The following is a 20,115-nucleotide window of genomic DNA, read 5'->3' as shown; positions in this document are numbered from 1 at the left end:
GAACCGTTTCCCCTCCGCCACCACCGGATTCGCGAGCACCGCCGAGCGCGGGTCGGCAGGCTCCACCGTCGGAATCTCCACCAGCCCGGCACCCAGGCATTCCCAGGGCCACAGGATTTTCCCGGCACGCAGCTCGGCCCCGGCACCCAGGCGTTCCCCGGCACTCGAGCAACTCCTGGCCGAGTCCCCACATCAGCGAGTGATTCGGCCGCAACCATGCGCACCTCGGGTCGCAGTGTGCGCACGGCGCTCTCGCGTCCTGCGGTGCGCAAACTGGGTGCCGGGCTGGTGGAGATTCCGACGGTGGAGCCTGCCGACCCGCGCTCGGCGGTGCTCGCGAATCCGGTGGTGGCGGAGGGGAAACGGTTCTGCTGGCGGTGCGGTTCCCCGGTCGGCCGCACCACGCCGACGCATCCCGGCACCACCGTCGGCACCTGTGACAATTGCGGCGCGCCGTTCGATTTCCGCCCCTCCCTGCATCCCGGCGACATGGTGTCGGGTCAGTACGAGATCCAGGGCTGCCTGGCGCACGGTGGGCTCGGCTGGATCTATCTGGCGATCGACCGCAATGTCAGTGATCGGTGGGTGGTGCTCAAGGGGCTACTGCACACCAAGGACGCCGAGGCACAGGCCGTCGCGATGGCGGAGCGGCAGTTCCTGGCCGAGGTCGCGCATCCGAGCATCGTCAAGATCCACAATTTCGTGGAGCACACCGGTTCGGACGGCACCACGGTGGGCTACATCGTCATGGAGTACGTGGGCGGGCGATCGCTGCGCGACATTCTCGACAGTTATCCACGATCCGAGCGGATGCCGATCGCCGAGGCCATCGCCTATGTGCTCGAGGTGCTGCCGGCCTTGGACCATCTGCATTCGATCGGCCTCACCTACAACGACCTCAAACCCGACAACGTCATGGTGACCGAGGACCAGGTCAAGATCATCGACCTCGGCGCCGTCGCCACCATCGAGGCGTACGGAAATCTCTACGGCACCAGGGGTTTCCAGGCGCCCGAGATCGCCAAGACCGGGCCGACCGTCGCCACCGACATCTACACCGTCGGCCGCACGCTCGCGGTACTGACGGTCGATATGCCGATGGAACACGGCCGCTACCTCGACGGCATCCCCGATCCATCCGAGCATCCCGTGCTGGCCCGGCATGAGTTCTTCTACCGGCTGCTGCTGTGCGCCACCGACCCGGATCCGGCGCGCCGCTTCCCCTCCGCCCGCGCCATGTCCGCGCAGTTGGCCGGCGTGCTGCGCGAGATCCTCGCGATGGAGACCGGCGTCGAACATCCACAGCTGTCCACAGTGTTCAGTCCACAGCGGGCCGGGTTCGGCACCGAGGAACTGCTGGGACAGACCGACGCCTATGCCGATGGCGTTCCGCGCAGCAGCAAGTTGTCCGCGCGTGAGGTGGCCCTCGCCCTTCCGGTGCCGGTCGTCGACCCGGCCGATCCGTCCGCACCACTGCTGTCGGCCGCCGTGCACCCCGACCCCGAGCATGCGCTCGAGGCCCTGGACGACGCACGCGAACGCGCCGCCGCCGACCCGGACAACGCACCGCCGAATCTCGAGACGGAGCTGCGGCTGGCCGAGGCACGGGTACATCTGGATCGCGGGGAACCGGCGGCCCTCACCCATGTCCTCGCCGGTATCCCGGCCGCCGAACGAGATTGGCGGGTCGATTGGTACACCGGCCTGGCCGAGCTGGTCGAACTCGATTTCGAGAAGGCCTTCGCCCGCTTCGACGCGGTGCTGAGCGTGCTGCCCGGTGAGATCGCACCCAAGCTGGCGCTCGCCGCCACCGCGGAACTGGTATTGCAACACTGGGATTCGCCCGATCCCGAGCAGTGGCGCGCGTACGCGGAGAAGTTCTACGCGACCGTCTGGCGCACCGATCACGGGGTGGTGAGCGCGGCGTTCGGTCTGTCCAGGCAGCTGATCGCGGCCGGCCGGGTCGACGACGCCGTCCATGCCCTCGACGAGGTCCCAGCCACCTCCCGTTACTTCACCACCGCGCGGATGACGGCGGTCCTGCTCCTGCTCACCGCGGCTGCGCCCGCCGAACTCGATGAGACCACCCTGCAATTCGCGGCCGCTCGGGTGCAGGCCTTGCCGTCGAACGAGCATCGCGCGGTGCAATTGCGCTTGCTGGTGCTCGGCACCGCCCTGGCCTGGTTACAGGCCGGCCACACTCCCAAACGCCCGGACGCGACGCTGCTGGGCGAGCCGTTCACCGAACGCGATCTGCGCGACGGCACCGAATCCGGCCTGCGCACCCTTGCCCGCATCTCCCCCAACCGCACCCATCGCTACGCACTGGTCGATCTCGCCAACGCCATCCGGGCACAGACCTGGTTCTGAGCGCGCCGGACGCTCCGATCCGTAACGGGAACCGGAGGACACCGACGCCTATCCGTGCTCGGCGACGACCGTCTGCGCCGCCCGCGCGATGGCGAGTTCCTCGTTCGTCGGCACGACGAGCACGGTCACCTCCGCGTCGGGAGGTGAAATGATCCGCGCCGAACGGTCTTTCGCCGTGTTGCGCTCCGGATCGACCGCGATGCCGAATCGCTCGAGCCCGGCCAGTGCGTCCGCGCGGACATCGGAGCTGTTCTCCCCGACCCCCGCGGTGAAGGTGATCGCGTCCACCCCGCCGAGCTCGATCAGGTAAGCACCGAGATAGCGGCGCAGCCGGTGGATGTAGACGTCGTAGGCCAGCCGCGCGGCCTGATCACCGCCATCGATGAGCCTGCGCAGTTCACGGAAATCGTTGACGCCGGACAATCCCTTGAGTCCCGAATTGCGGTTGAGCAATTGGTCGACCCGGTCGATATCCATGTTCGCGGTGCGCATCAGATGCGCGATGATGCCGGGGTCGAGGTCTCCGGAGCGCGTACCCATCACCAGACCTTCGAGCGGGGTCAGGCCCATGGTGGTATCGACCGCCCTGCCGCCCCGGATCGCCGACGCCGAGGCGCCGTTGCCGAGGTGGAAGACGATCTGCGAGACCTCTTCCGGCGCCCGCCCGAGCACTTCGGCCGCCCGCCGCGATACGTACTCGTGCGAGGTCCCGTGAAACCCGTAACGGCGAATACCGTGCGCCTGCGCGACTTTCGCGTCGATCGCGTAGGTTTTCGCGGCGTCGGGCAGATCATGGAAGAACGCGGTATCGAACACCGCCACCTGCGGGGTATCGGGCAGCAGTTCTCGCACGGCTTCGATACCCATGACATTGGCCGGATTGTGCAGCGGTGCGAGCGCGGACAGTTCGGAGATGGTGGCGATGGCGCGATCGTCGAGCAGGGTCGGCCGGTAGAACACCTCGCCGCCGTGCACCACCCGGTGCCCGACCGCGGCCACCCCCTCGCCGGACAGGTCGTGCCCGGAGTCGGCGAACATCCGGAACGCCAGCCGCAGCCCCGCGGTGTGATCGGCGATCGGTCCGCGCCGCTCGACCGTCTGCCCGTCCACGGTGTGTTCGACCCGGCCGTCGTCCTCGCCGATGCGCTCCACCAGGCCGGACGCGGCGACGACCCCGGATTCGGGTTCCAGCAGCTGATATTTGATCGATGACGAGCCGGAGTTGATGACCAGCACCCGTTCGTTACCCATCACGCCTCCTCCGCCGGCGCGAGCACCGCACCGCCACACCACCGGTAACCCGCCCCCCGACCCGCTTGTTCCGCCCTGTGACCGGCCGGACAGCCGGGCTCATTCGCCCTGCGCCTGGATCGCGGTAATGGCGACGGTATTGACGATATCGGTGACCAGCGCACCGCGAGACAGATCGTTGACCGGCTTGCGCAGACCTTGCAGCACCGGACCGATCGCGATCGCACCCGCGCTGCGCTGCACCGCCTTGTAGGTGTTGTTACCGGTGTTGAGGTCGGGGAAGATGAACACCGTTGCCCGCCCGGCGACTTCGGAATCGGGCAGTTTGGCGTCGGCCACCGTCGGCTCGATCGCGGCGTCGTACTGGATCGGGCCCTCCACCAGGAGCTGCGGCGCGCGCTCACGGACCAGTTTGGTGGCCACCCGCACCTTGTCCACATCGGCGCCGCTACCGGATTCACCGGTGGAGTACGACAACATCGCCACCCGCGGATCGATCCCGAAACGCTCGGCGGTCGCGGCCGAGGAGATCGCGATATCGGCCAGCTGCTCCGAGGTCGGGTCGGGCACCACGGCACAGTCGCCGTAGGCGAGCACCCGGTCGGCCAGGCACATCAGGAACACGCTCGACACCGTGGACACACCGGGCACCGTCTTGATGATCTCGAACGACGGCCGGATGGTGTGCGCGGTGGTGTGCGCGGCACCGGACACCATGCCGTCGGCAATGCCCTTGTGCACCATCATGGTGCCGAAATAGGAGATGTCGGTGACGGTTTCGCGGGCCCGCTCCAGCGTCATGCCCTTGTGTTTGCGCAGTTCGGTGTATTCCCGGGCGAACTCTTCGAGGTGTTCGGACGTGCGCGGATCGAGCACCTCGGCGTCGGCGATGTCGACGCCGAGTTCGGCGGCGCGGGCCCGGATCGCGGTCTCGTCGCCGAGAATGATCAGGTCGGCGATCTTGCGCTGGAGCACCCGGCCGGCCGCGCGCAGGATCCGGTCGTCGTCGCCTTCGGGCAGCACGATGCGTTTACGGTCGGCCCGCGCCCGCTCGATGAGCTGGTATTCGAACATCTGCGGAGTGACCACCGTCGAGCGTGGCACCTCCAGCCTGCGCAGGAATTCGCCGGCGTCGACGTGCTGTTCCATCAGCGCCAGCGCGGTATCGACCTTGCGCGGATTGTCGGCCGACATGCGGCCACGGGTGCGGTGCGCGGCGCCAGCGGTGTCGTAGGTGCCGAGGTTCGTGGTGAGGATCGGCAGCTTCGGCTTCAGACCCGTCATCAGGCGGGCGATGGCCGGATGCGGCAGCAGGCCGCCGTTCATGATGATGCCCGACAGCGACGGAAAGCCTTCGGCCTCATGCGCGTTCACCACGCTGAGCAGTACGTCGGACCGGTCGCCCGGTGCGATGACGACTTCCCCGTCTTCCAGCCGTTCCAGAATGTGCTCGGCCGTCATCCCGCCGACCATGATCTTCATGGCCTCGCGATGCAGCAGCTCCGGGTCGCCGCTGTACATCTCGCCGTCGATCGCGGCGCACAGTTCGGCCATGGTCGGCGCGATCAGCAGCGGCACTTCCGGCAGCGTCCACGACGGCACCTCGAAACCGGACAGCGCCGCGCACACCTGTTCCAGCTGATCGGGAGCGCAGCGATTGGCGATGATCGCGACCAGTTGCGCGTGCTCGGCCGACAGCTCCGACGAACACAGCTCGGCCAGCTGCTTCACCTCGTCGGGAGTGCGCTCGGAACCACGTACCACCAGCAGCACCGGGGCACCGAGATTCACCGCGATCCTGGCGTTGTAGCGCAGCTCGCTCGGGCTGGCCACGTCGGTGTAATCGCTGCCGACCACCACCACCGCGTCACAGGACCTGGCGACCTCGTGGAAGCGCATCACGATCTCGCTGATCGCGGCGTCCGGATCGGCGTGCACCTGCTCATAGGTGACGCCGATGGCCTGCGCGTACTCGATATCGGCCGTGCTGTGCTCGAGCAGCAGCTCCAGGATGTAGTCGGGCTCGTCGGTGGAGCGGGTGATCGGCCGGAACACCCCGACCCGCGCGGTGGTCGCGCACAGCATCTGCAAGACGCCGAGCGCCACCGTGCTCTTGCCGGTGTCGCCTTCGGGTGACGCGATGTACACGGTGGACGGAGCTAGGTCGGCCATATCGCAGAGCTTAGTGAACCGGCGGCAATCGGACCGGGTGACGTTCGCCCCGCCGATATAGTCCCCGGAATGGCCGAGCCGTTTCCGAATACGCAATGGGGTTCCCGCGACAGTCTGCTCTCGCGGCTGGCGCATCCGATCGCCGCGAGCAAGCCCGGATCGTGGTTGATCCGCACGCTGACCCCCGCCGACCGCGCGGTGCTGCGCCGTACCAACGGCAAGCGCACCCTGCTCGGGCCGATCGGCGCGCCGGTCATCCTGCTCACCAGCACCGGACGCAAATCCGGGCAGCCGCGCACCCAGCCGCTGCTGTACGTGCACGACGGCGACACGCTCTACGTGGTCGGCAGCAACTTCGGCCAGGCCCACCACCCCGCGTGGACGGCGAACCTGCTGGCGAATCCGGCGGCGACGGTCGTCATCGCGGGTGAAACGATCCCGGTCACCGCGACGCCGGTGCCGGACGATGCCAAAGACGCCATCTACGAGCGATTCGTGGAGGTCACCCCGGCATACGCCGCGTACCGCGAACGCACCACCCGCGATCTGCGCATCTTCGCGCTCACCCGCGCCTGATTCACGCCTGTCCGGGCGATGCCCGTCGAGCGCATGGTCGACCGGCACGGGCGACGACCAGCCGATCGCCTACGCCGGCATCCGGATCCGCGTGCCATCGGCGTGCTCGGTCGACACCGGCGCCGACGACCTCTCGCGGCGGTAACGGGAGATCATGGCCCGGCCCACCGTACGAGCCGGGCCGCGGCAGCCGACTAACCCAGCGCCCGCAACCGCGGCGCCAGATCGCGCTGGAACAGATCCAGGAACCGGCGCTGGTCGTGCCCGGGGGCATGGAAGACCAGGTGGTTGAGGCCCGCGTCCAGGTACGGCTTGATCTGGGCGACGGCGTCGTCGGGATCGCTGGCGACGATCCAGCGCTTGGCGATCTGCTCGATCGGCAGGGCGTCGGCGGCGGCCTCCATCTCGATCGGGTCGGTGATCGAGTGCTTCTGCTCGGCGGTCAGCGACAGCGGCGCCCAGAACCGGGTGTTCTCCAGCGCCAGTTCCGGATCGGTGTCGTAGGAGATCTTGATCTCGATCATCCGGTCGATATCGGCGACCTCGCGGCCGGCCTTGGCCGCGCCCTCGGCGACGGCGGGCATCAGCTTCTCGGTGTAGAGGTCCATGCCCTTGCCGGAGGTGCAGATGAAACCGTCACCGGCGCGGCCGGCGTACCTGGCGACCAGCGGGCCACCGGCGGCGATGTAGACGGGGATACCGCCCTTGGGCACGTCATAGATCGAGGCGCCGACGGTGCGGTAGTACTGCCCGTCGAAATCGGTGCGCTCGCCGGTCCACAGCGCGCGCATGAGCTCCACCGACTCGCGCAGCCGTGCGAAACGCTCCTTGAATTCCGGCCATTCGCCGGTGTAGCCGGTGGCGATCTCGTTGAGCGCCTCACCGGTGCCGACGCCGAGCATCACCCGGTTCGGATACAGACACCCCATGGTGGCGAAGGCCTGCGCGATCACCGCCGGGTTGTAGCGGTAGGTCGGGGTGAGCACGGAAGTGCCGAGCAGGATGCGCTCGGTGCGTTCACCGGCCGCGGCCATCCAGGCCAGCGAGAACGGCGCGTGCCCGCCCTTGTGCCGCCACGGCTGGAAGTGGTCGCTGACCGTCGCGCTGTCGAGGCCGTGTTCCTCGGCCAGCACCGCCAGCTCCACCAGCTCCCTCGGCCCGAACTGTTCGGCCGACGCCTTGTACCCGAGTTTGAGATCCGCCACCTGCGCCACTCCTGTCGCTTCGTGCGGGGTCACCGCACACCATTGCACCGCTTCCGCGATCGCCCGATACAGCCGAGGGCCGCCGGGGATTGTTCCCGGTGCCGCGCCCGATATCGCTGCCGCGCCGCACTGAGCGCGACCCGCCCTCGACCATAACCAGCGCTGCCCGGCTGCTGAACCCCCGCCGGGAGAATCGCCGCTCGGACGCACTGGCCGGGCGCGCATAGGGGTGATGTGTCACGCAATGCGGGCCGCTGCACAGCCGATAGCGGACAATTGGCCGGGTGACCTCCGCAGACGATCGGATCCTTTCCTACCTGACCGATATGGACGGTGTGCTCGTGCACGAGGATCATCTGATCCCCGGCGCCGACGAGTTCCTCGCCGAACTGCGCGACAAAGAGATCCCGTTCCTGGTCCTCACCAACAACTCCATCCGCACGCCGCGCGATCTCCAGGCCAGGCTGCGCCACAGCGGGCTCGACATTCCGGAGTCGGCGATCTGGACCTCCGCGCTGGCCACCGCCACCTTCCTCAACGATCAACGCCCCGAGGGCACCGCCTATGTGGTCGGCGAATCCGGGCTCACCACGGCATTGCACGAGATCGGCTACGTGCTCACCGACAGCGACCCGGACTATGTGGTGCTCGGCGAGACCCGCACCTACTCGTTCGAGGCGATCACCACCGCGATCCGGCTGGTCGAGCGCGGCGCCCGGTTCATCGCCACCAACCCCGACGCCACCGGCCCCTCCCGCGACGGCGTGCTGCCCGCGACCGGATCGGTCGCCGCCCTGATCACCCGCGCGACCGGCCGGGACCCGTACTACGTCGGCAAACCCAACCCGCTGATGATGCGCTCGGCGCTGCGCCGCATCGGCGCGCATTCGCGGACCAGCGTCATGATCGGCGACCGGATGGACACCGACGTCATCTCCGGGATGGAGGCGGGCATGCGCACCGTCCTGGTGACCTCCGGCATCTCCACCCGCGCTTCGGTCGAGCAGTACCCGTACCGCCCCACCCTCGTGGTGGATTCGGTCGCCGATCTCATCGGCCGCACCGAGACGCCGTTCGCCGACTGAGCGGCGGGCCCGCGGAAATCGGCACGTGTTACCTTTCGCAGAACGAACGATCGCGCGAAGGGTGCCGACGGGATGGTCAGTTTCTTCACCACCGACGGGGACCTGCTCGTCCCGGAACGGTTCGCGGTCAGCCGCTGGTCGTCGAATCAGATCGGCGGCACCGGCGTCTGCGCGGCGCTGGCCAGGCAGCTCGAACGGCATTGCCCGGCGGGGTTCGTCCCGGCCCGGCTGACGGCCGATCTGTTCCGGCCGGTGCTGAACGAGCCGCTCGCGGTGCGCAGCGAAGTGGTGCGCGAGGGTAAGCGGATCCTCGTGGCCGATGCCGAAATCGTGCAGAACGACGAGGTACGGGCCCGCGCGACCGCGGTGTTCCTGACCACCGGTTCGGAGCCGCCGGGCCAGGTGTGGAGCCCGGAGCTCGAGCTGCCGGTGCCGGAGCGGCGCCTCTCCCCCGAGGGCGAGCGCGGCCTGTTCAAGAGCGGCGACCGGGAGTGGACCCATGACATCGCCGCGAACCAGAACGCCGACCGCAAGATCTCCTGGCACAGCCTGCCGCCGCTGGTCGCCGGCGAGGAGATCACGCCATTCCAGCGCGCGGCGTTCCTCGGCGACTCCACCAACCATGTGTGCCATTGGGGTTCGGACGGCCAGGGCTACATCAACGCCGATATGACGCTCACCCTCGCGCGGCTGCCGATCGGTCACGAACTCGGGCTGCGCGCCGACAACACCATTGCCTCGGCGGGTATTTCGGTCGGCTCGGCCACCCTCTACGACCGCACCGGCCCGATCGGCACCTGCGTCGTCACCGCACTCGCCAACGCCCACCGCCAGATCGATTTCACCGCGCCGCGCTGACCTCGGCGGCCTACAACGCCGCGTACACCGCCTCGACGAGGTCGTAGGCGCGGCGATCGCCCGCGAGCCCGTCGCGGCGCAGATTCGGGATGAAGGCGAACGCGACATCGTGGTCCGGGTCGCCCAGGCCGATCGAACCTCCCGCGCCCGGATGGCCGAAGGCGCTCGCGCGGGCCGCGGGCGGCAGCCGGAAGCTGGGCGATGGCCGCATGAAACCGAGCCCGAAAGCGCTGTCCAGCAGCAACACCTCATCGGCCCCGCGCACCCGTTCAGGGATGGCCTCGCGCACTGTGTCCGGGGCGAGCAGCCGGCCACGCAGCAGATCGCGATAGAAGGTGGCCAGCGCGCGCGGGGTGGTGACCATCCCGGCGCCGGGCCAGCCGCCACCCAGCACAGCGGGATCGTTGTAGGAGCCGGCCGGATTCGTGGAGGCCCGCATGAGCAGCGAACCGGGGTCGCGGTAGGCGGCGGCCAGGTTCTGCACCGTATCGTCGCCGATCGCGAGTTCTTGTGCTGCCCATTGCGTCTGGGATTCCGGCGGGAAGCCGACGCGGGCCGCGCGAGCAGCTACCTCGGCCGGGGCACCTATCCACAACTCGCTACCGATATGCGCCCGCACGAACTCGCCGACCGTGTCGCCGGTGCGCCGCCGCACCAATTCACCGACCAGCCAGCCGAAGGTCAGCGCGTGATAGCCGTGCCGTGTCCCCGGTGTCCATATCGGCTCCTGCGCGGCCAGGCGCGCGGCCATCGCCGCGGCGTCGGCGGCATCGGCGGGAGTCAGCGGCTGCGTGAACGCGGGTAGTCCGGCGCGGTGGGTCAGCAGGTCTTCGGTGGTGGTGTTCTCCTTGCCGAGCCTCGCGTACTCCGGCCACCAGCGGGCGACCGGCGCGGTGAGGTCGATGCCTTCCCGCTCGGCGACCATCAATGCCGCCGCCGCGGTGACGGCCTTCGTGCACGAGAACGACACGCATGGCGTATCCCGATCCCAGGCCCGCCCCGTCTTCACGTCCGCCACCCCGCCCCAGAGATCGACGACCGGCTCACCGCCGACGAAGACGGCCACGGCCGCCCCCGTATCCAGGCCGTCGGCCAGGTTGGCCTCGAACACCTCGCGTACCGCGTGAAACGCTGGATCGCACCTGCCGTCGACCGCCATAGCGAAATTAGAACACGTTTCAGCCCCGGCGAGCAGCCGTTTCATCCTGCGACCCACGACAGGTGCTGGGGTTACCCCGCAGGCCGTCTCGCCGCGGCCGTCGTCGATGGAGCCCGAGCAGGTCCCCGGCCACGCCGGGTCCGCGACCGACTGCCCGCCTATTCGCGCGGTGTGCCGATGACGTCGAGCGCCGCACTGAGGCGCACCAACGCGGCAACGGTCGGCGCGAAATCGGGGCCGAGTTCGTCGGCCAGCCGCTGGGCCATCACCGCATGGTGCGGACGGATCAGGGCGATCGCCGCGCGACCGGATTCGGTGACCGCCACCAGCTTGGCGCGCCGGTGCGCCGGATTGGGGCGGTACTCGGCCAGCCCCTTGTCGACCAGCAGGTCCGCGATGCGTTGCACGCTCTGGCGGGTGATGCCCATGGCGCGGGCGATGCCGGCGACCGACTGCGGCCCGCGCAGCACGGCGCCGAGCACCTGCCACCAGGCCGCCGTCATCCCGGCCGGGGCGGCCAATTCCTCGGCGATGGCGAGGAACTGGCCGTTCAAGCGGAATGTGGTGATCGCCGCGGTACTGAACAGATCCTGCTCGGCATGGGCGGCGACAGACCGGCCGGAATCGACACTCACGAGGCCGCCGCCTTGGCCTCCCACTCGGCCAGCACGGGGTACGCGGACGCATCGCTCTTGGCGAACAGCCGGTACCAGGCATCGAGCACCTGCGGCTCGAACAGGTCGAGCCTGGCGAAGATCTCCCGGGCGAATTCCCATGGCGCGGAGGGGCCCGCGGTGATCAGGTCACCATCGGTGACCGCGGGCGCGTCGACATAGTTGGCCGCCCCGGCATATCCGCTCGCGGCGAGGTATTCAGCGGCGCCGCTGGTGTGCCGGCGCTCATCGAGCAGGCCCTCTTTGGCGAGGCCGAAGGTGGCACCGCAGATGGCGGCGACCGGAACGCCCGCTTCGAGGAACTTCCGTGCCGCGTACGCGAAACCACCGAGTCCGCCGCGGTCCCACAGTTCCGATCCCGGCAGGATCAGCAGCGCACTGTCGGCGGCGTCGAGTTCGGCCAGCGCCAGATCCGGCACGATGCGCATCCCGCCCATGGTGGTCACGGTCTCGCCCATCGGCGCGACAGTGCGGACCTGAAAGCTACCGGGTTCGCGCTGCAAACCCACGTTGTGGTTGATCTGCGCGATCGCCGCACCCACTTCCCAGTCGGCGAGCAGATCGTAAACGGCTACGTGCACTGTCTTCGTGGTCATGACAGTATGCTGTCATGTTTGACAGGATGCTGTCAATACCTCGGATGTGAAAAAGGGCCGGCACCACCGGGCACCGGCCCTTTCCGCAGCGTACGGACGCCGCGGCGAGCGAACTCAGCTCAGCGCGTGCTCCAGATCGCCGAGCAGATCCTCCACATCCTCTAGCCCCACCGAGATGCGCACGACACCGTCGGTGAGCCCGATGGTGGCGCGTCCCTCCGGACCCATCGCGCGATGGGTTGTGGTGGCCGGATGGGTGATCAGGGTCTTCGCATCACCCAGGTTGTTGGACAGGTCGACGATGCGCAGCCGGTTCAGCACCTCGAAGGCGCGCTTCTTCGCCTCGTGCTCGGGCGCCTTCAACTCGAAGGTGACAACGGTGCCGCCGCCGCTCATCTGACTCGCGGCCAGGTCGTATTGCGGATGCGATTCCAGGAACGGGTATTTCACCCAGCTGACAGCGTCGTTGCCCTCCAGGAACCGCGCGATCCGCAGGGCGGATTCGGTCGAATGCTTCACCCGCAGCGGCATCGTCTCCAGGCCCTTGAGCAGCGTCCAGGCGTTGAACGGGCTGAGCGCGGGGCCGGTGTGGCGCATCAGATTCTTGACCGGCCCGCCGATGTAATCCGCGGAACCGAGGATCGCACCGCCGAGCACCCGGCCCTGCCCGTCGATGTGCTTGGTGCCCGAATACACCACCACGTCGGCACCGAGCTCGAAGCCGCGTTGCAGCAGGGGCGTAGCGAAGACGTTGTCCAGCACCACTTTCGCGCCCGCCGCATGGGCCAGCTCGCTCACCCGGCGCACGTCGACCAGGGTCTGCATCGGGTTGGCAGGGGTCTCGAAGAACACCGCGGTGGTCGGCACCGACAGCGCCTGCTCCCACTGGTCGAGATCCTCGCCGTCGACGAACACCGTCTCCACGCCCCAGCGCGGCAGAATCTCGTTGCACACCACGAAACACGAACCGAACAGACTGCGCGCGGCCACCAGCCGGTCACCCGCACCGAGCAGCGCGCCCAGCGCGGTGAAGACCGCTGCCATGCCGCTGGCGGTGGCGAAGCACGCTTCGGCGCCATCGATCAGCCGCATCCGCTCCTCGAAGGTGGCGACCGTCGGATTGCCGTAGCGGGAGTAGACGAAATGCTCGACGTCACCGGTGAACGCCGCCTCGGCCGCCTCCGCACTCTCGTAGACGAAGCCCGAGGTCAAGTAGAGCGCTTCGGAGGTCTCCTCGAACCCCGAACGCCGCAGGCCGCCGCGCACGCCGAGGGTGGCCGGACCGACGCCCTCCGGCAGCGGCCGGTCGAACGCGCCGCCGGTGATCACGACTGCCGCCAGGGCAGGCCGTCGGCACGCCAGCCGGCGCTACCGCGGTGACCGAACTCGTCGAGCGGGCCCTCGAACCCCTCGCTGACGTTGTACGACGGCTCGATGCCCGCGCTGGTCGCCAGGCTGGCGGCATGCGCCGACCGCTGGCCGGAGCGACACAGGAACACCACCGGGGCATCCGGGTCACGCCCGTCGAGGATGGTGCGCAGCTGCTGGGCGAACTCGGGATTACGCGCGCCGGTGCCGTCGACCCATTCGATCAGCACGGTCTGCCGGTCGATGGCGCTGGTGTCGGGGATGCCGACGAATTTCCATTCGGCCTCGGTCCGCACGTCCACCAGAACCGCCCGGGGATCGTCGCGCAATATCTCCCACGCCTGTTTCGGAGTGATGTCGCCGGCATAAGTCATGTGTGGCACCTTCCTCGAGAATCCGCACTTGCCGCATCTGGCTTCGATGCGCGCCAGGTCGTCACCCGGAGCACCCCACCGCGGAGGAGGGTTGCCGGCCAGCAAGCCGGGGCTTGACGCTGGCACTCATGACCTGAAATGAGATTGCCTGGCCGGGGGTTGCCCTGTCAAACCCCCGATCAGGGCCTTGCGCTGGGGTTCAGTGGCAGACCAGCCAGGTGTTGTCGACCCGTTTCAGGGTCCAGTTCCCGGCTGCCTCGGCGCCATCGACCTTGCTGGTGACGGTGGCGGTCGCGCGGTCGCCCTCGACCTTCAGATCCTCGAGTTTCGTGATTTCTACGGCTTTTCCGGTCTCGCCTTCGTCCAGCCTGCCCGCCATCGGCGAGCGCTTCGGATCGAAGTCCGGGCACACCGCCTCCTCCGGCGGAAGCAGGCCGTAGCGCGAACTCACCTCACCGAAGTCACGCACCGCGGCGGCCACCCGGTCGGCCTCTGTGACATTTTTCTCAACCGGCGAGACCAGCTCGGCGATGACGATGACGGCGAGCACGAGCGCCGCGATCACCGCGGCGATGATGAACGGCGCCATCGACCGGGTCGAATCGCCGGATTCGGGCTCGTCGCCCGGTTCGCGCCGGGCCGCGCCCGGATCTGGCTGCTGATCGCTCATGAGCTGATGATCCCTTGGTCCCCCGAGGCCACTCGCGAGGCCCCCGATAGAATCGGCGGGATCGCGGCCGGTGCCGTGCAGGTGAAATCCAGCCGTGCGTCAAGTTAGCCTAAGCTAAACACCGACGCCCATTAACTGTCTCGACCAATAAGGTGCGCGTAAACGATGACCGAACAGACCGCAGCTGCACGCCCGCTCCGCATCGCGATCGTGGGTGCCGGACCGGCCGGTATCTACGCCGCCGACGCGTTGATGAAGTCGGATGCGGATGTGTCCATCGACCTCTATGAGCGCATGCCGGCGCCGTTCGGCCTGATCCGCTACGGCGTCGCCCCCGACCACCCGCGCATCAAGGGCATCATCACCGCCCTGCACAAGGTGCTCGACAAGCCGCAGGTTCGCCTGCTCGGCAATATCGATTACGGCTCCGACATCACCCTCGACGACCTGCGGGTCTACTACGACGCGGTGATCTTCTCCACCGGCGCCAACGCCGACCGCGCCCTGCCGATCCCCGGTATCGACCTGGACGGCTCCTACGGCGCCGCCGACTTCGTCTCCTGGTACGACGGACACCCGGATGTGCCGCGCACCTGGCCGCTGGATGCGGAGAAGGTCGCCGTCCTCGGTGTCGGCAACGTCGCGCTGGACATCGCGCGCGTGCTGGCCAAGACCGGCGACGAACTGCTGCCCACGGAGATCCCGCCGAACGTCTACAAGGGCCTCAAGGAGAACAAGGCCGTCGAGGTGCACGTCTTCGGGCGTCGCGGCCCGGCGCAGGCCAAGTTCACCCCGCTGGAGCTGCGCGAACTGGATCATTCGCCGACCATCGAGGTCATCGTCGATCCCGAGGACATCGACTACGACGAGGGCTCCGAGGCCGCGCGCCGCCACTCCAAGCAGGTCGACATGGTCGCCAACACCCTCGAGCAGTGGGCCATCCGCGATCAGGGCAACCGCCCGCACCGGCTCTACCTGCACTTCTTCGAGTCGCCCGCCGAGGTGCTCGGCGACGAGAACGGCAAGGTCGTCGGCCTCAAGACCGAGCGCACCCAGCTCGACGGCACCGGCAACGTCAAGGGCACCGGCGAGTACAAGACCTGGGATGTGCAGGCGGTCTACCGCGCCGTCGGCTACCTGTCGCAGAACATCACCAACCTGCCCTTCGACGATCAGGCCGGCGTGGTGCCCAACGAGGCCGGCCGCGTGCTGGCCGACGAAGATGCCGACGGCAAGGCGCGCTACATGCCCGCCACCTACGTCACCGGCTGGATCAAGCGCGGCCCGGTCGGTCTCATCGGCCACACCAAGGGCGACGCCAACGAGACCGTGGCCTGCCTGCTCGACGACAGCAAGGACTTCACCCCCGCCGAGCGCCCCGAGCCCGAAGCGGTGATCGAGTTCCTCGAGGGCAAGGGCATCCCGTTCACCACCTGGGACGGCTGGTACCGCCTCGACGCCCACGAGCGGGCCCTCGGCGAACCCGAAGGCCGCGAGCGCGTCAAGGTCGTGGAACGCGAGGACATGCTGCGCGCCAGCGAGCCGCACAAAGTCTGACCGCTCCCCGGGATCGGGGAGGCGCGAAATCCGACGCTGAGGCATGCTGTACACGTGTTCGATGCCCATGTCCACATCATCGATCCGCGGTTTCCGCTGATCGAGAATGAGGGCTACCTGCCGGAGCCCTACACCATCGATGACTATCGAAAGCGTATGTCGCGCTTCGACATCACCGGTGGGGCCGTGGTCAGCGCGTCCTTCCAGGGCAGCGATCAGAGCTATCTGCGGGCGGCGCTGGCCGAACTCGGCGAGGGCTGGGTCGGCGTCACCCGGCTGCCGCTGGACGCGGGTGACGAGGAGATCGTCGAGCTGGACAAGGTCGGGGTGCGGGCGCTGCGGTTCAACCTCAAGCGCGCCGCCGCCGACATCGCCGCCATGACCTTGCAGGCGGTGCGCGCCTACGAGCTCGCGGGCTGGCATGTCGAGGTCTATATCGACGGTCAGATGCTGGCCTCGCTGCAACCGGTGGTGTTGAAGCTGCCCGCCCTGTCGGTCGACCACATGGGCATGTCCGAGGAAGGACTGCCGTTCCTGCTGGATCTGGTCGACCGCGGCGCCAGGGTGAAGGCCACCGGGTTCGGCCGCGTCGACATGGAGGTCGCCACCGCGCTGCGCCGCATTCACGCGGTGAACCCGGAAGCCCTGATGTTCGGCACCGACCTTCCGGGCACCCGTGCGGGCAGGCCGTTCGAAGACTCGGATGTCGACCTGATCTGCGACGTGGTCGGCACCGATATGCACAAGGTGCTCGAAGACAACGCCCGCGCCTTCTACCGGCTGCCGCCGGTCCAGCGGCCGATCGCCGACCCCGATCCGACACTTCCGTTGCACGCCCCGCCCGCGCCTACCATGCCTATTCCGCGCGCGGAACTGCCGAAATCAGGAGCGACGGATACGGTTCCGCTGCCGATCGTGGAGTGAGATCGGTCAGTATCGGCGGGCGCCGGCGAATGGCATTGTCGCCATATCGGATTCGACGACGCCTTCGCCGGACGTCGCGGCGTGAATGACCTTGCCGCCGCCGGAGTACAGCGCCGAGTGCCCGCCACCGTAGAACGACACCAGGTCGCCGGGGCGTAGATCGTTGCGCGAGACGGGAGTTCCGGCGGCCAGCTGCTGATGGCTGGTACGCGGTAGGTCGACGCCCGCATGGCGGTAGGACCACTGCACCAATCCGGAGCAGTCGAAGGAATGGGGCCCGGTCGCGCCGGGGACGTAGGTCGCGCCGAGCTTGCTGCGGGCGGCGGCGATCGCGGCCTCGCCACGGGTCTGCTCGGGGACGGACGCGGGTGCTGCTGGCTGCACGCCCGGGAGCTGCGGTAGGGCGAACGGTAGCGGTGGGATGGTGAGGTCGATCGGCTCGACCCGCACCGGCGTGAGCTCGGCCCTCGCGGGCACGATGGCCGGAATTTCACCTATTTTCACCTGGGGAATTTCATGTGCCGGAATGTTGTCGATTTTCGGAGCCGTGAAGCTGTCCGGCACGGTGTCCAACGGAGTTTCGAATGTGCCGATTCCTGGAACTACCAGCGGTTGCGCCGTCGCCGAGCCGGTGGCCGGTAGCAGCGCCACCGCCGCGGCCGACCCGAGTGCCAGCAGCAATACCCGGCGCAACCGGCGAGAATATCGAACGTCGTCGTCAGATGATGCCATGATGCGGTCCTCCGATGCTCACATCGAGGCCGATGGCGGACGAGCGTTGTTCACCACGGCCTTCGAATTGATTCGAAAAACGTCACGGTGATCTGTTCGGTCCAGTCGATCCGAGCGTCGATCTTTCAGTCATCGGCATGACGAGTACAGCGGAACACACCTCTGTCGTATAACGAAGCAATAACGAACCGTTATCACAAGTTAATTACATCTGATTATTCGAGAAATCTGGGAGTCGAGAACGCCGGATCGTCGCCCGCAAGCCACCCGGGGCCGCTCACCGCCTCGCGAGCCGCTCCTGCTCCTTCTGGTAGGCCCGCCACGCTTGCTGCGTCGGCGTCGGCCTGGTGGTGAGCGCTTTCCAGTCCGTCGTCCGAACGAAGTTCACCACCATCAGCACCGGAAGGATGAACGCCTGGAAGAAGATCAGATAGCTGCCACCCTCGAACACGAACGCCAGATACCCGGCGTAGGCGAGGAATCCCGCCCCGAACGCCCCATTGAGCCACCGCGAGGCCTCACTCTGCCCGCCCTTCACAGCAGCCATCGCCAGCATGAGCGTGCCGCTGAACACGAGCATCCAGACATACCAATCGAACACGGAGGTTCCTCCCGAGCCATCGCACCGCCCTCCGGCAGCACACCTGATGCCGCCAAGACAACCGCCCGCACCTTGCCGGACCCTTTCGAATCCCTTGTGCGCCGCCAACAGCGGCGGCGGGCACGGCAGCCGTCGCCGTCTCCGGCCTAGACGATGATCGCGGCCGCGAGCCAGACCCCCGCTGCCAGCAATGCTCCGAGCAGTTCCACCAGAATCGACAGGCCAACGCCCTTCACCGCATGCCAGGTGGACTGCCAGGCCAGGCGTTGACCGCGGACCCGCTGGAGTTCGGAGATGTACACGCCGGCAATGAATCCCACGAACAGGCCGACGACCGGAATGACGAAGAAACCGATGATGCCGAGGATGGCGCCGAGGTAGAGGGAGCGGTTGGGTACGCCTGCTTCCTTCAGTTTCCGGCCGGGCCAGGTGTATTTGATGACGCCCGAGATCACCAGCAGCACAGTTGTTATGGCGAAGACGGCCCAGGCGGTCGCGCCACCGGTGAGGAAGGCCCAGACGCCGATGGCGGCGAAGATCAGGATGACGCCGGGCAGGATGGGGATGACGATGCCGAGCAGGCCGACCACGATCACCAGGCCGACGACGATCTCGCCCCACACGCTCACTGACCAGTCCCTCCGTTGTCGGCGCGGCGGCCTCGACAGCACCGGCCCGTCCTGATGCGCTCGCGCCGTCCGACCGGAGGACGCAGCCGCGTACCGCCCGGTCGCCGGGCGAACCTTATGTCCGGATTCTGTCCTATCGGGCCAGGTCGTGCAGCATGGAGGTACGGGTCACAGCGGGCCGGGTTATTGTCGTACTGTCAATACAGTCTCCGGGCTGCTCCCGGTGACGAGCACCGGCCCCCCGGTGCGCAGGATTCGACGACGAACCGAGGTAGGGCGTGAGCACTCCATCCACCACGCAGGGCCCGCTCGCGGGCATCCGGGTTATCGAACTGGCCGGCATCGGCCCAGGTCCGCACGCCGCACTGCTGCTGGCCGATCTCGGCGCCGACGTGGTGCGCGTGCAGCGGGCGGGTCAATTGCCCGGCGGATTCGACCGCCCGCAGCTGCGCGGCCGCACCATCGTGGAGGCCAATCTCAAGGATCCGGCCGATGTCGAGAAGGTGCTCGGACTGCTCGACAAGGCCGACGTGCTGATCGAGGGTTTCCGTCCCGGCGTCACCGAACGCATGGGCCTCGGCCCCGACGCGGTGCTGGCCCGCAATCCGCGCCTGGTGTACGGCCGGATGACCGGCTGGGGCCAGTTCGGCCCGATGGCCGACCGCGCGGGCCACGACATCAACTACATCAGCCTCACCGGCGTGCTGCACGCCATCGGCCGCAAGGGCGAGCGTCCGGTGCCACCGCTGAACATGGTCGGCGATTTCGGCGGCGGCTCGATGTTCCTGGTGTTCGGCATCCTCGCCGCGCTGGTGGAACGGCAGACCTCCGGCAAGGGGCAGGTCATCGACGCCGCGATGGTCGATGGCGCCCTTGCCCTTTCGCACATGATCTGGGGTATGCGCGGTTCCGGCGCCTGGTCGGAGGAGCGCGGGGTGAACCTGCTCGACACCGGCATGTCGTTCTACGACACCTATGAGACCGCGGACGGCAAGTACATGGCCGTCGGCGCGATCGAGCCGCAGTTCTACGCGCAGCTGCTCGCCGGGCTCGGCATCGATCCCGAGGGCCTGCCCTATCAGATCGACCCGGCGGGCCAGGACACCCTGAAGAAGCTGTTCGCCGAACGCTTCCGCACCAAGACCCGCGACGAGTGGACCGAGATCTTCATCGGCACCGACGCCTGCGTCACCCCGGTGCTGACCTTCTCCGAAGCCACCGAGAACGAGCACATCGTGGCCCGGGAAGCCCTGCTCGACCTGGAGAACATCACCCAGCACGCCCCCGCCCCGCGCTTCTCGCGCACCCCGAACC

At 68.0% G+C, this 20,115-nt stretch carries 20 protein-coding genes, 1 pseudogene and 1 riboswitch; of the genes and pseudogenes, 8 read left to right on the top strand and 13 right to left on the bottom strand.

Annotated elements, in window-relative coordinates; all coding sequences use genetic code 11:
* The coding region (locus tag GV790_RS31445; RefSeq protein WP_375139435.1) for a hypothetical protein at window positions 1–66 on the bottom strand (66 nt) is incomplete at its 3' end.
* Between the two features lie 69 nt (window positions 67–135).
* Here GV790_RS31445 and GV790_RS27505 point away from each other — a divergent pair.
* Window positions 136–2,370 (top strand): annotated as a pseudogene (locus GV790_RS27505) (serine/threonine-protein kinase PknG); the annotation flags it as partial.
* Between the two features lie 48 nt (window positions 2,371–2,418).
* Here the strand turns inward: GV790_RS27505 and GV790_RS27500 are convergent.
* Window positions 2,419–3,621, bottom strand: coding sequence for an acetate kinase (locus tag GV790_RS27500; RefSeq protein ID WP_163817526.1), 1,203 nt, complete (start codon window positions 3,619–3,621; stop codon window positions 2,419–2,421).
* A 99-nt stretch (window positions 3,622–3,720) separates the two neighbouring features.
* Window positions 3,721–5,793: a phosphate acetyltransferase gene (pta, locus tag GV790_RS27495; RefSeq protein WP_163817524.1), complete on the bottom strand. Its 2,073-nt coding sequence runs from the start codon at window positions 5,791–5,793 to the stop codon at window positions 3,721–3,723.
* Between the two features lie 69 nt (window positions 5,794–5,862).
* Here pta and GV790_RS27490 point away from each other — a divergent pair, with 69 nt between their 5' ends.
* Window positions 5,863–6,369 carry a nitroreductase/quinone reductase family protein gene (locus tag GV790_RS27490; RefSeq protein ID WP_163817522.1) on the top strand — a complete coding sequence of 169 codons (507 nt, stop codon included), beginning with the start codon at window positions 5,863–5,865 and terminating at the stop codon, window positions 6,367–6,369.
* A gap of 194 nt (window positions 6,370–6,563) precedes the next feature.
* Here GV790_RS27490 and fgd read toward each other — a convergent pair whose 3' ends face one another.
* Window positions 6,564–7,574: a glucose-6-phosphate dehydrogenase (coenzyme-F420) gene (fgd, locus tag GV790_RS27485; RefSeq protein WP_163817528.1), complete on the bottom strand. Its 1,011-nt coding sequence runs from the start codon at window positions 7,572–7,574 to the stop codon at window positions 6,564–6,566.
* A gap of 326 nt (window positions 7,575–7,900) precedes the next feature.
* Here fgd and GV790_RS27480 point away from each other — a divergent pair, with 326 nt between their 5' ends.
* Window positions 7,901–8,659, top strand: a complete 759-nt coding sequence (locus GV790_RS27480) for an HAD-IIA family hydrolase (RefSeq protein ID WP_178128420.1) — start codon at window positions 7,901–7,903, stop codon at window positions 8,657–8,659.
* 72 nt (window positions 8,660–8,731) lie between these two features.
* Window positions 8,732–9,517, top strand: coding sequence for a thioesterase family protein (locus tag GV790_RS27475; protein ID WP_163817518.1), 786 nt, complete (start codon window positions 8,732–8,734; stop codon window positions 9,515–9,517).
* Window positions 9,518–9,527: 10 nt separating this feature from the next.
* On the opposite strand, the gene GV790_RS27470 is transcribed toward GV790_RS27475, so the two are convergent.
* From GV790_RS27470 to GV790_RS27445, 6 genes are all read right to left on the bottom strand, one after another.
* Entirely contained in the window at window positions 9,528–10,676 is a 1,149-nt protein-coding gene (locus GV790_RS27470) for a serine hydrolase domain-containing protein (RefSeq protein WP_163817515.1), read from the bottom strand.
* Between the two features lie 158 nt (window positions 10,677–10,834).
* Entirely contained in the window at window positions 10,835–11,311 is a 477-nt protein-coding gene (locus GV790_RS30685) for a MarR family winged helix-turn-helix transcriptional regulator (RefSeq protein WP_163817513.1), read from the bottom strand.
* Complete coding sequence (locus GV790_RS27460; protein ID WP_163817511.1) at window positions 11,308–11,946, bottom strand: DJ-1/PfpI family protein; 639 nt, start codon at window positions 11,944–11,946, stop codon at window positions 11,308–11,310. Before GV790_RS27460 ends, GV790_RS30685 begins: the two co-directional genes overlap by 4 nt.
* A gap of 114 nt (window positions 11,947–12,060) precedes the next feature.
* The gene (locus GV790_RS27455) at window positions 12,061–13,275 is read right to left on the bottom strand and encodes an O-succinylhomoserine sulfhydrylase (protein WP_163817509.1); all 1,215 of its coding nucleotides are present in this window, start codon (window positions 13,273–13,275) and stop codon (window positions 12,061–12,063) included.
* Window positions 13,272–13,688 (bottom strand): rhodanese-like domain-containing protein, encoded by a 417-nt coding sequence (locus GV790_RS27450; protein ID WP_163817507.1) that lies wholly within the window; start codon window positions 13,686–13,688, stop codon window positions 13,272–13,274. The genes GV790_RS27455 and GV790_RS27450 overlap by 4 nt, the downstream gene beginning before the upstream one ends.
* A 19-nt stretch (window positions 13,689–13,707) precedes the next feature.
* A riboswitch (SAM riboswitch) is annotated at window positions 13,708–13,822 on the bottom strand.
* A 65-nt stretch (window positions 13,823–13,887) separates the two neighbouring features.
* The gene (locus GV790_RS27445; RefSeq protein WP_163817505.1) at window positions 13,888–14,358 is read right to left on the bottom strand and encodes an Rv0361 family membrane protein; all 471 of its coding nucleotides are present in this window, start codon (window positions 14,356–14,358) and stop codon (window positions 13,888–13,890) included.
* 165 nt (window positions 14,359–14,523) lie between these two features.
* Between GV790_RS27445 and GV790_RS27440 the strand changes: the two genes are divergently transcribed.
* Entirely contained in the window at window positions 14,524–15,915 is a 1,392-nt protein-coding gene (locus GV790_RS27440) for an FAD-dependent oxidoreductase (RefSeq protein ID WP_163817503.1), read from the top strand.
* A gap of 54 nt (window positions 15,916–15,969) precedes the next feature.
* The gene (locus GV790_RS27435) at window positions 15,970–16,839 is read left to right on the top strand and encodes an amidohydrolase family protein (protein WP_163817501.1); all 870 of its coding nucleotides are present in this window, start codon (window positions 15,970–15,972) and stop codon (window positions 16,837–16,839) included.
* A gap of 6 nt (window positions 16,840–16,845) precedes the next feature.
* On the opposite strand, the gene GV790_RS31440 is transcribed toward GV790_RS27435, so the two are convergent.
* On the bottom strand, window positions 16,846–17,343 hold the full coding sequence (locus GV790_RS31440; RefSeq protein ID WP_375139434.1) for a C40 family peptidase: 498 nt from the start codon (window positions 17,341–17,343) through the stop codon (window positions 16,846–16,848).
* 43 nt (window positions 17,344–17,386) lie between these two features.
* Between GV790_RS31440 and GV790_RS31435 the strand changes: the two genes are divergently transcribed.
* A complete protein-coding gene (locus tag GV790_RS31435) occupies window positions 17,387–17,662 on the top strand; it encodes a hypothetical protein (protein WP_256673559.1) in 276 nt (91 codons plus the stop codon).
* 186 nt (window positions 17,663–17,848) lie between these two features.
* On the opposite strand, the gene GV790_RS27425 is transcribed toward GV790_RS31435, so the two are convergent.
* Together GV790_RS27425 and GV790_RS27420 are read right to left on the bottom strand one after the other, a co-directional pair.
* Complete coding sequence (locus tag GV790_RS27425) at window positions 17,849–18,172, bottom strand: hypothetical protein (RefSeq protein WP_163817496.1); 324 nt, start codon at window positions 18,170–18,172, stop codon at window positions 17,849–17,851.
* Between the two features lie 146 nt (window positions 18,173–18,318).
* The gene (locus GV790_RS27420; RefSeq protein ID WP_163817495.1) at window positions 18,319–18,801 is read right to left on the bottom strand and encodes a DUF456 domain-containing protein; all 483 of its coding nucleotides are present in this window, start codon (window positions 18,799–18,801) and stop codon (window positions 18,319–18,321) included.
* Between the two features lie 278 nt (window positions 18,802–19,079).
* Here GV790_RS27420 and GV790_RS27415 point away from each other — a divergent pair.
* Window positions 19,080–20,115 (top strand): CaiB/BaiF CoA transferase family protein (locus GV790_RS27415; RefSeq protein WP_163817493.1); only part of this gene is annotated, 1,036 nt, incomplete at its 3' end.

The organism is Nocardia cyriacigeorgica (assembly GCF_010858045.1).
In the GTDB taxonomy this organism is placed as follows: domain Bacteria; phylum Actinomycetota; class Actinomycetes; order Mycobacteriales; family Mycobacteriaceae; genus Nocardia; species Nocardia cyriacigeorgica_E.
Note: the sequence above shows the minus strand (reverse complement) of the source record. Positions and strands in the feature narration are given on the sequence as shown.

Excerpts from the sequence above, each read along its gene's own strand:
- GV790_RS27490 (WP_163817522.1), top strand. The coding sequence starts at position 5,863 with ATGGCCGAGCCGTTTCCGAATACGCAATGGGGTTCCCGCGACAGTCTG.
- GV790_RS27440 (WP_163817503.1), top strand. The coding sequence starts at position 14,524 with ATGACCGAACAGACCGCAGCTGCACGCCCGCTCCGCATCGCGATCGTG.
- GV790_RS27460 (WP_163817511.1), bottom strand. The coding sequence starts at position 11,946 with ATGACCACGAAGACAGTGCACGTAGCCGTTTACGATCTGCTCGCCGAC.
- GV790_RS27480 (WP_178128420.1), top strand. The coding sequence starts at position 7,901 with ATGGACGGTGTGCTCGTGCACGAGGATCATCTGATCCCCGGCGCCGAC.
- GV790_RS27475 (WP_163817518.1), top strand. The coding sequence starts at position 8,732 with ATGGTCAGTTTCTTCACCACCGACGGGGACCTGCTCGTCCCGGAACGG.
- GV790_RS27500 (WP_163817526.1), bottom strand. The coding sequence starts at position 3,621 with ATGGGTAACGAACGGGTGCTGGTCATCAACTCCGGCTCGTCATCGATC.
- GV790_RS27450 (WP_163817507.1), bottom strand. The coding sequence starts at position 13,688 with ATGACTTATGCCGGCGACATCACTCCGAAACAGGCGTGGGAGATATTG.
- GV790_RS27470 (WP_163817515.1), bottom strand. The coding sequence starts at position 10,676 with ATGGCGGTCGACGGCAGGTGCGATCCAGCGTTTCACGCGGTACGCGAG.
- GV790_RS27445 (WP_163817505.1), bottom strand. The coding sequence starts at position 14,358 with ATGAGCGATCAGCAGCCAGATCCGGGCGCGGCCCGGCGCGAACCGGGC.
- pta (WP_163817524.1), bottom strand. The coding sequence starts at position 5,793 with ATGGCCGACCTAGCTCCGTCCACCGTGTACATCGCGTCACCCGAAGGC.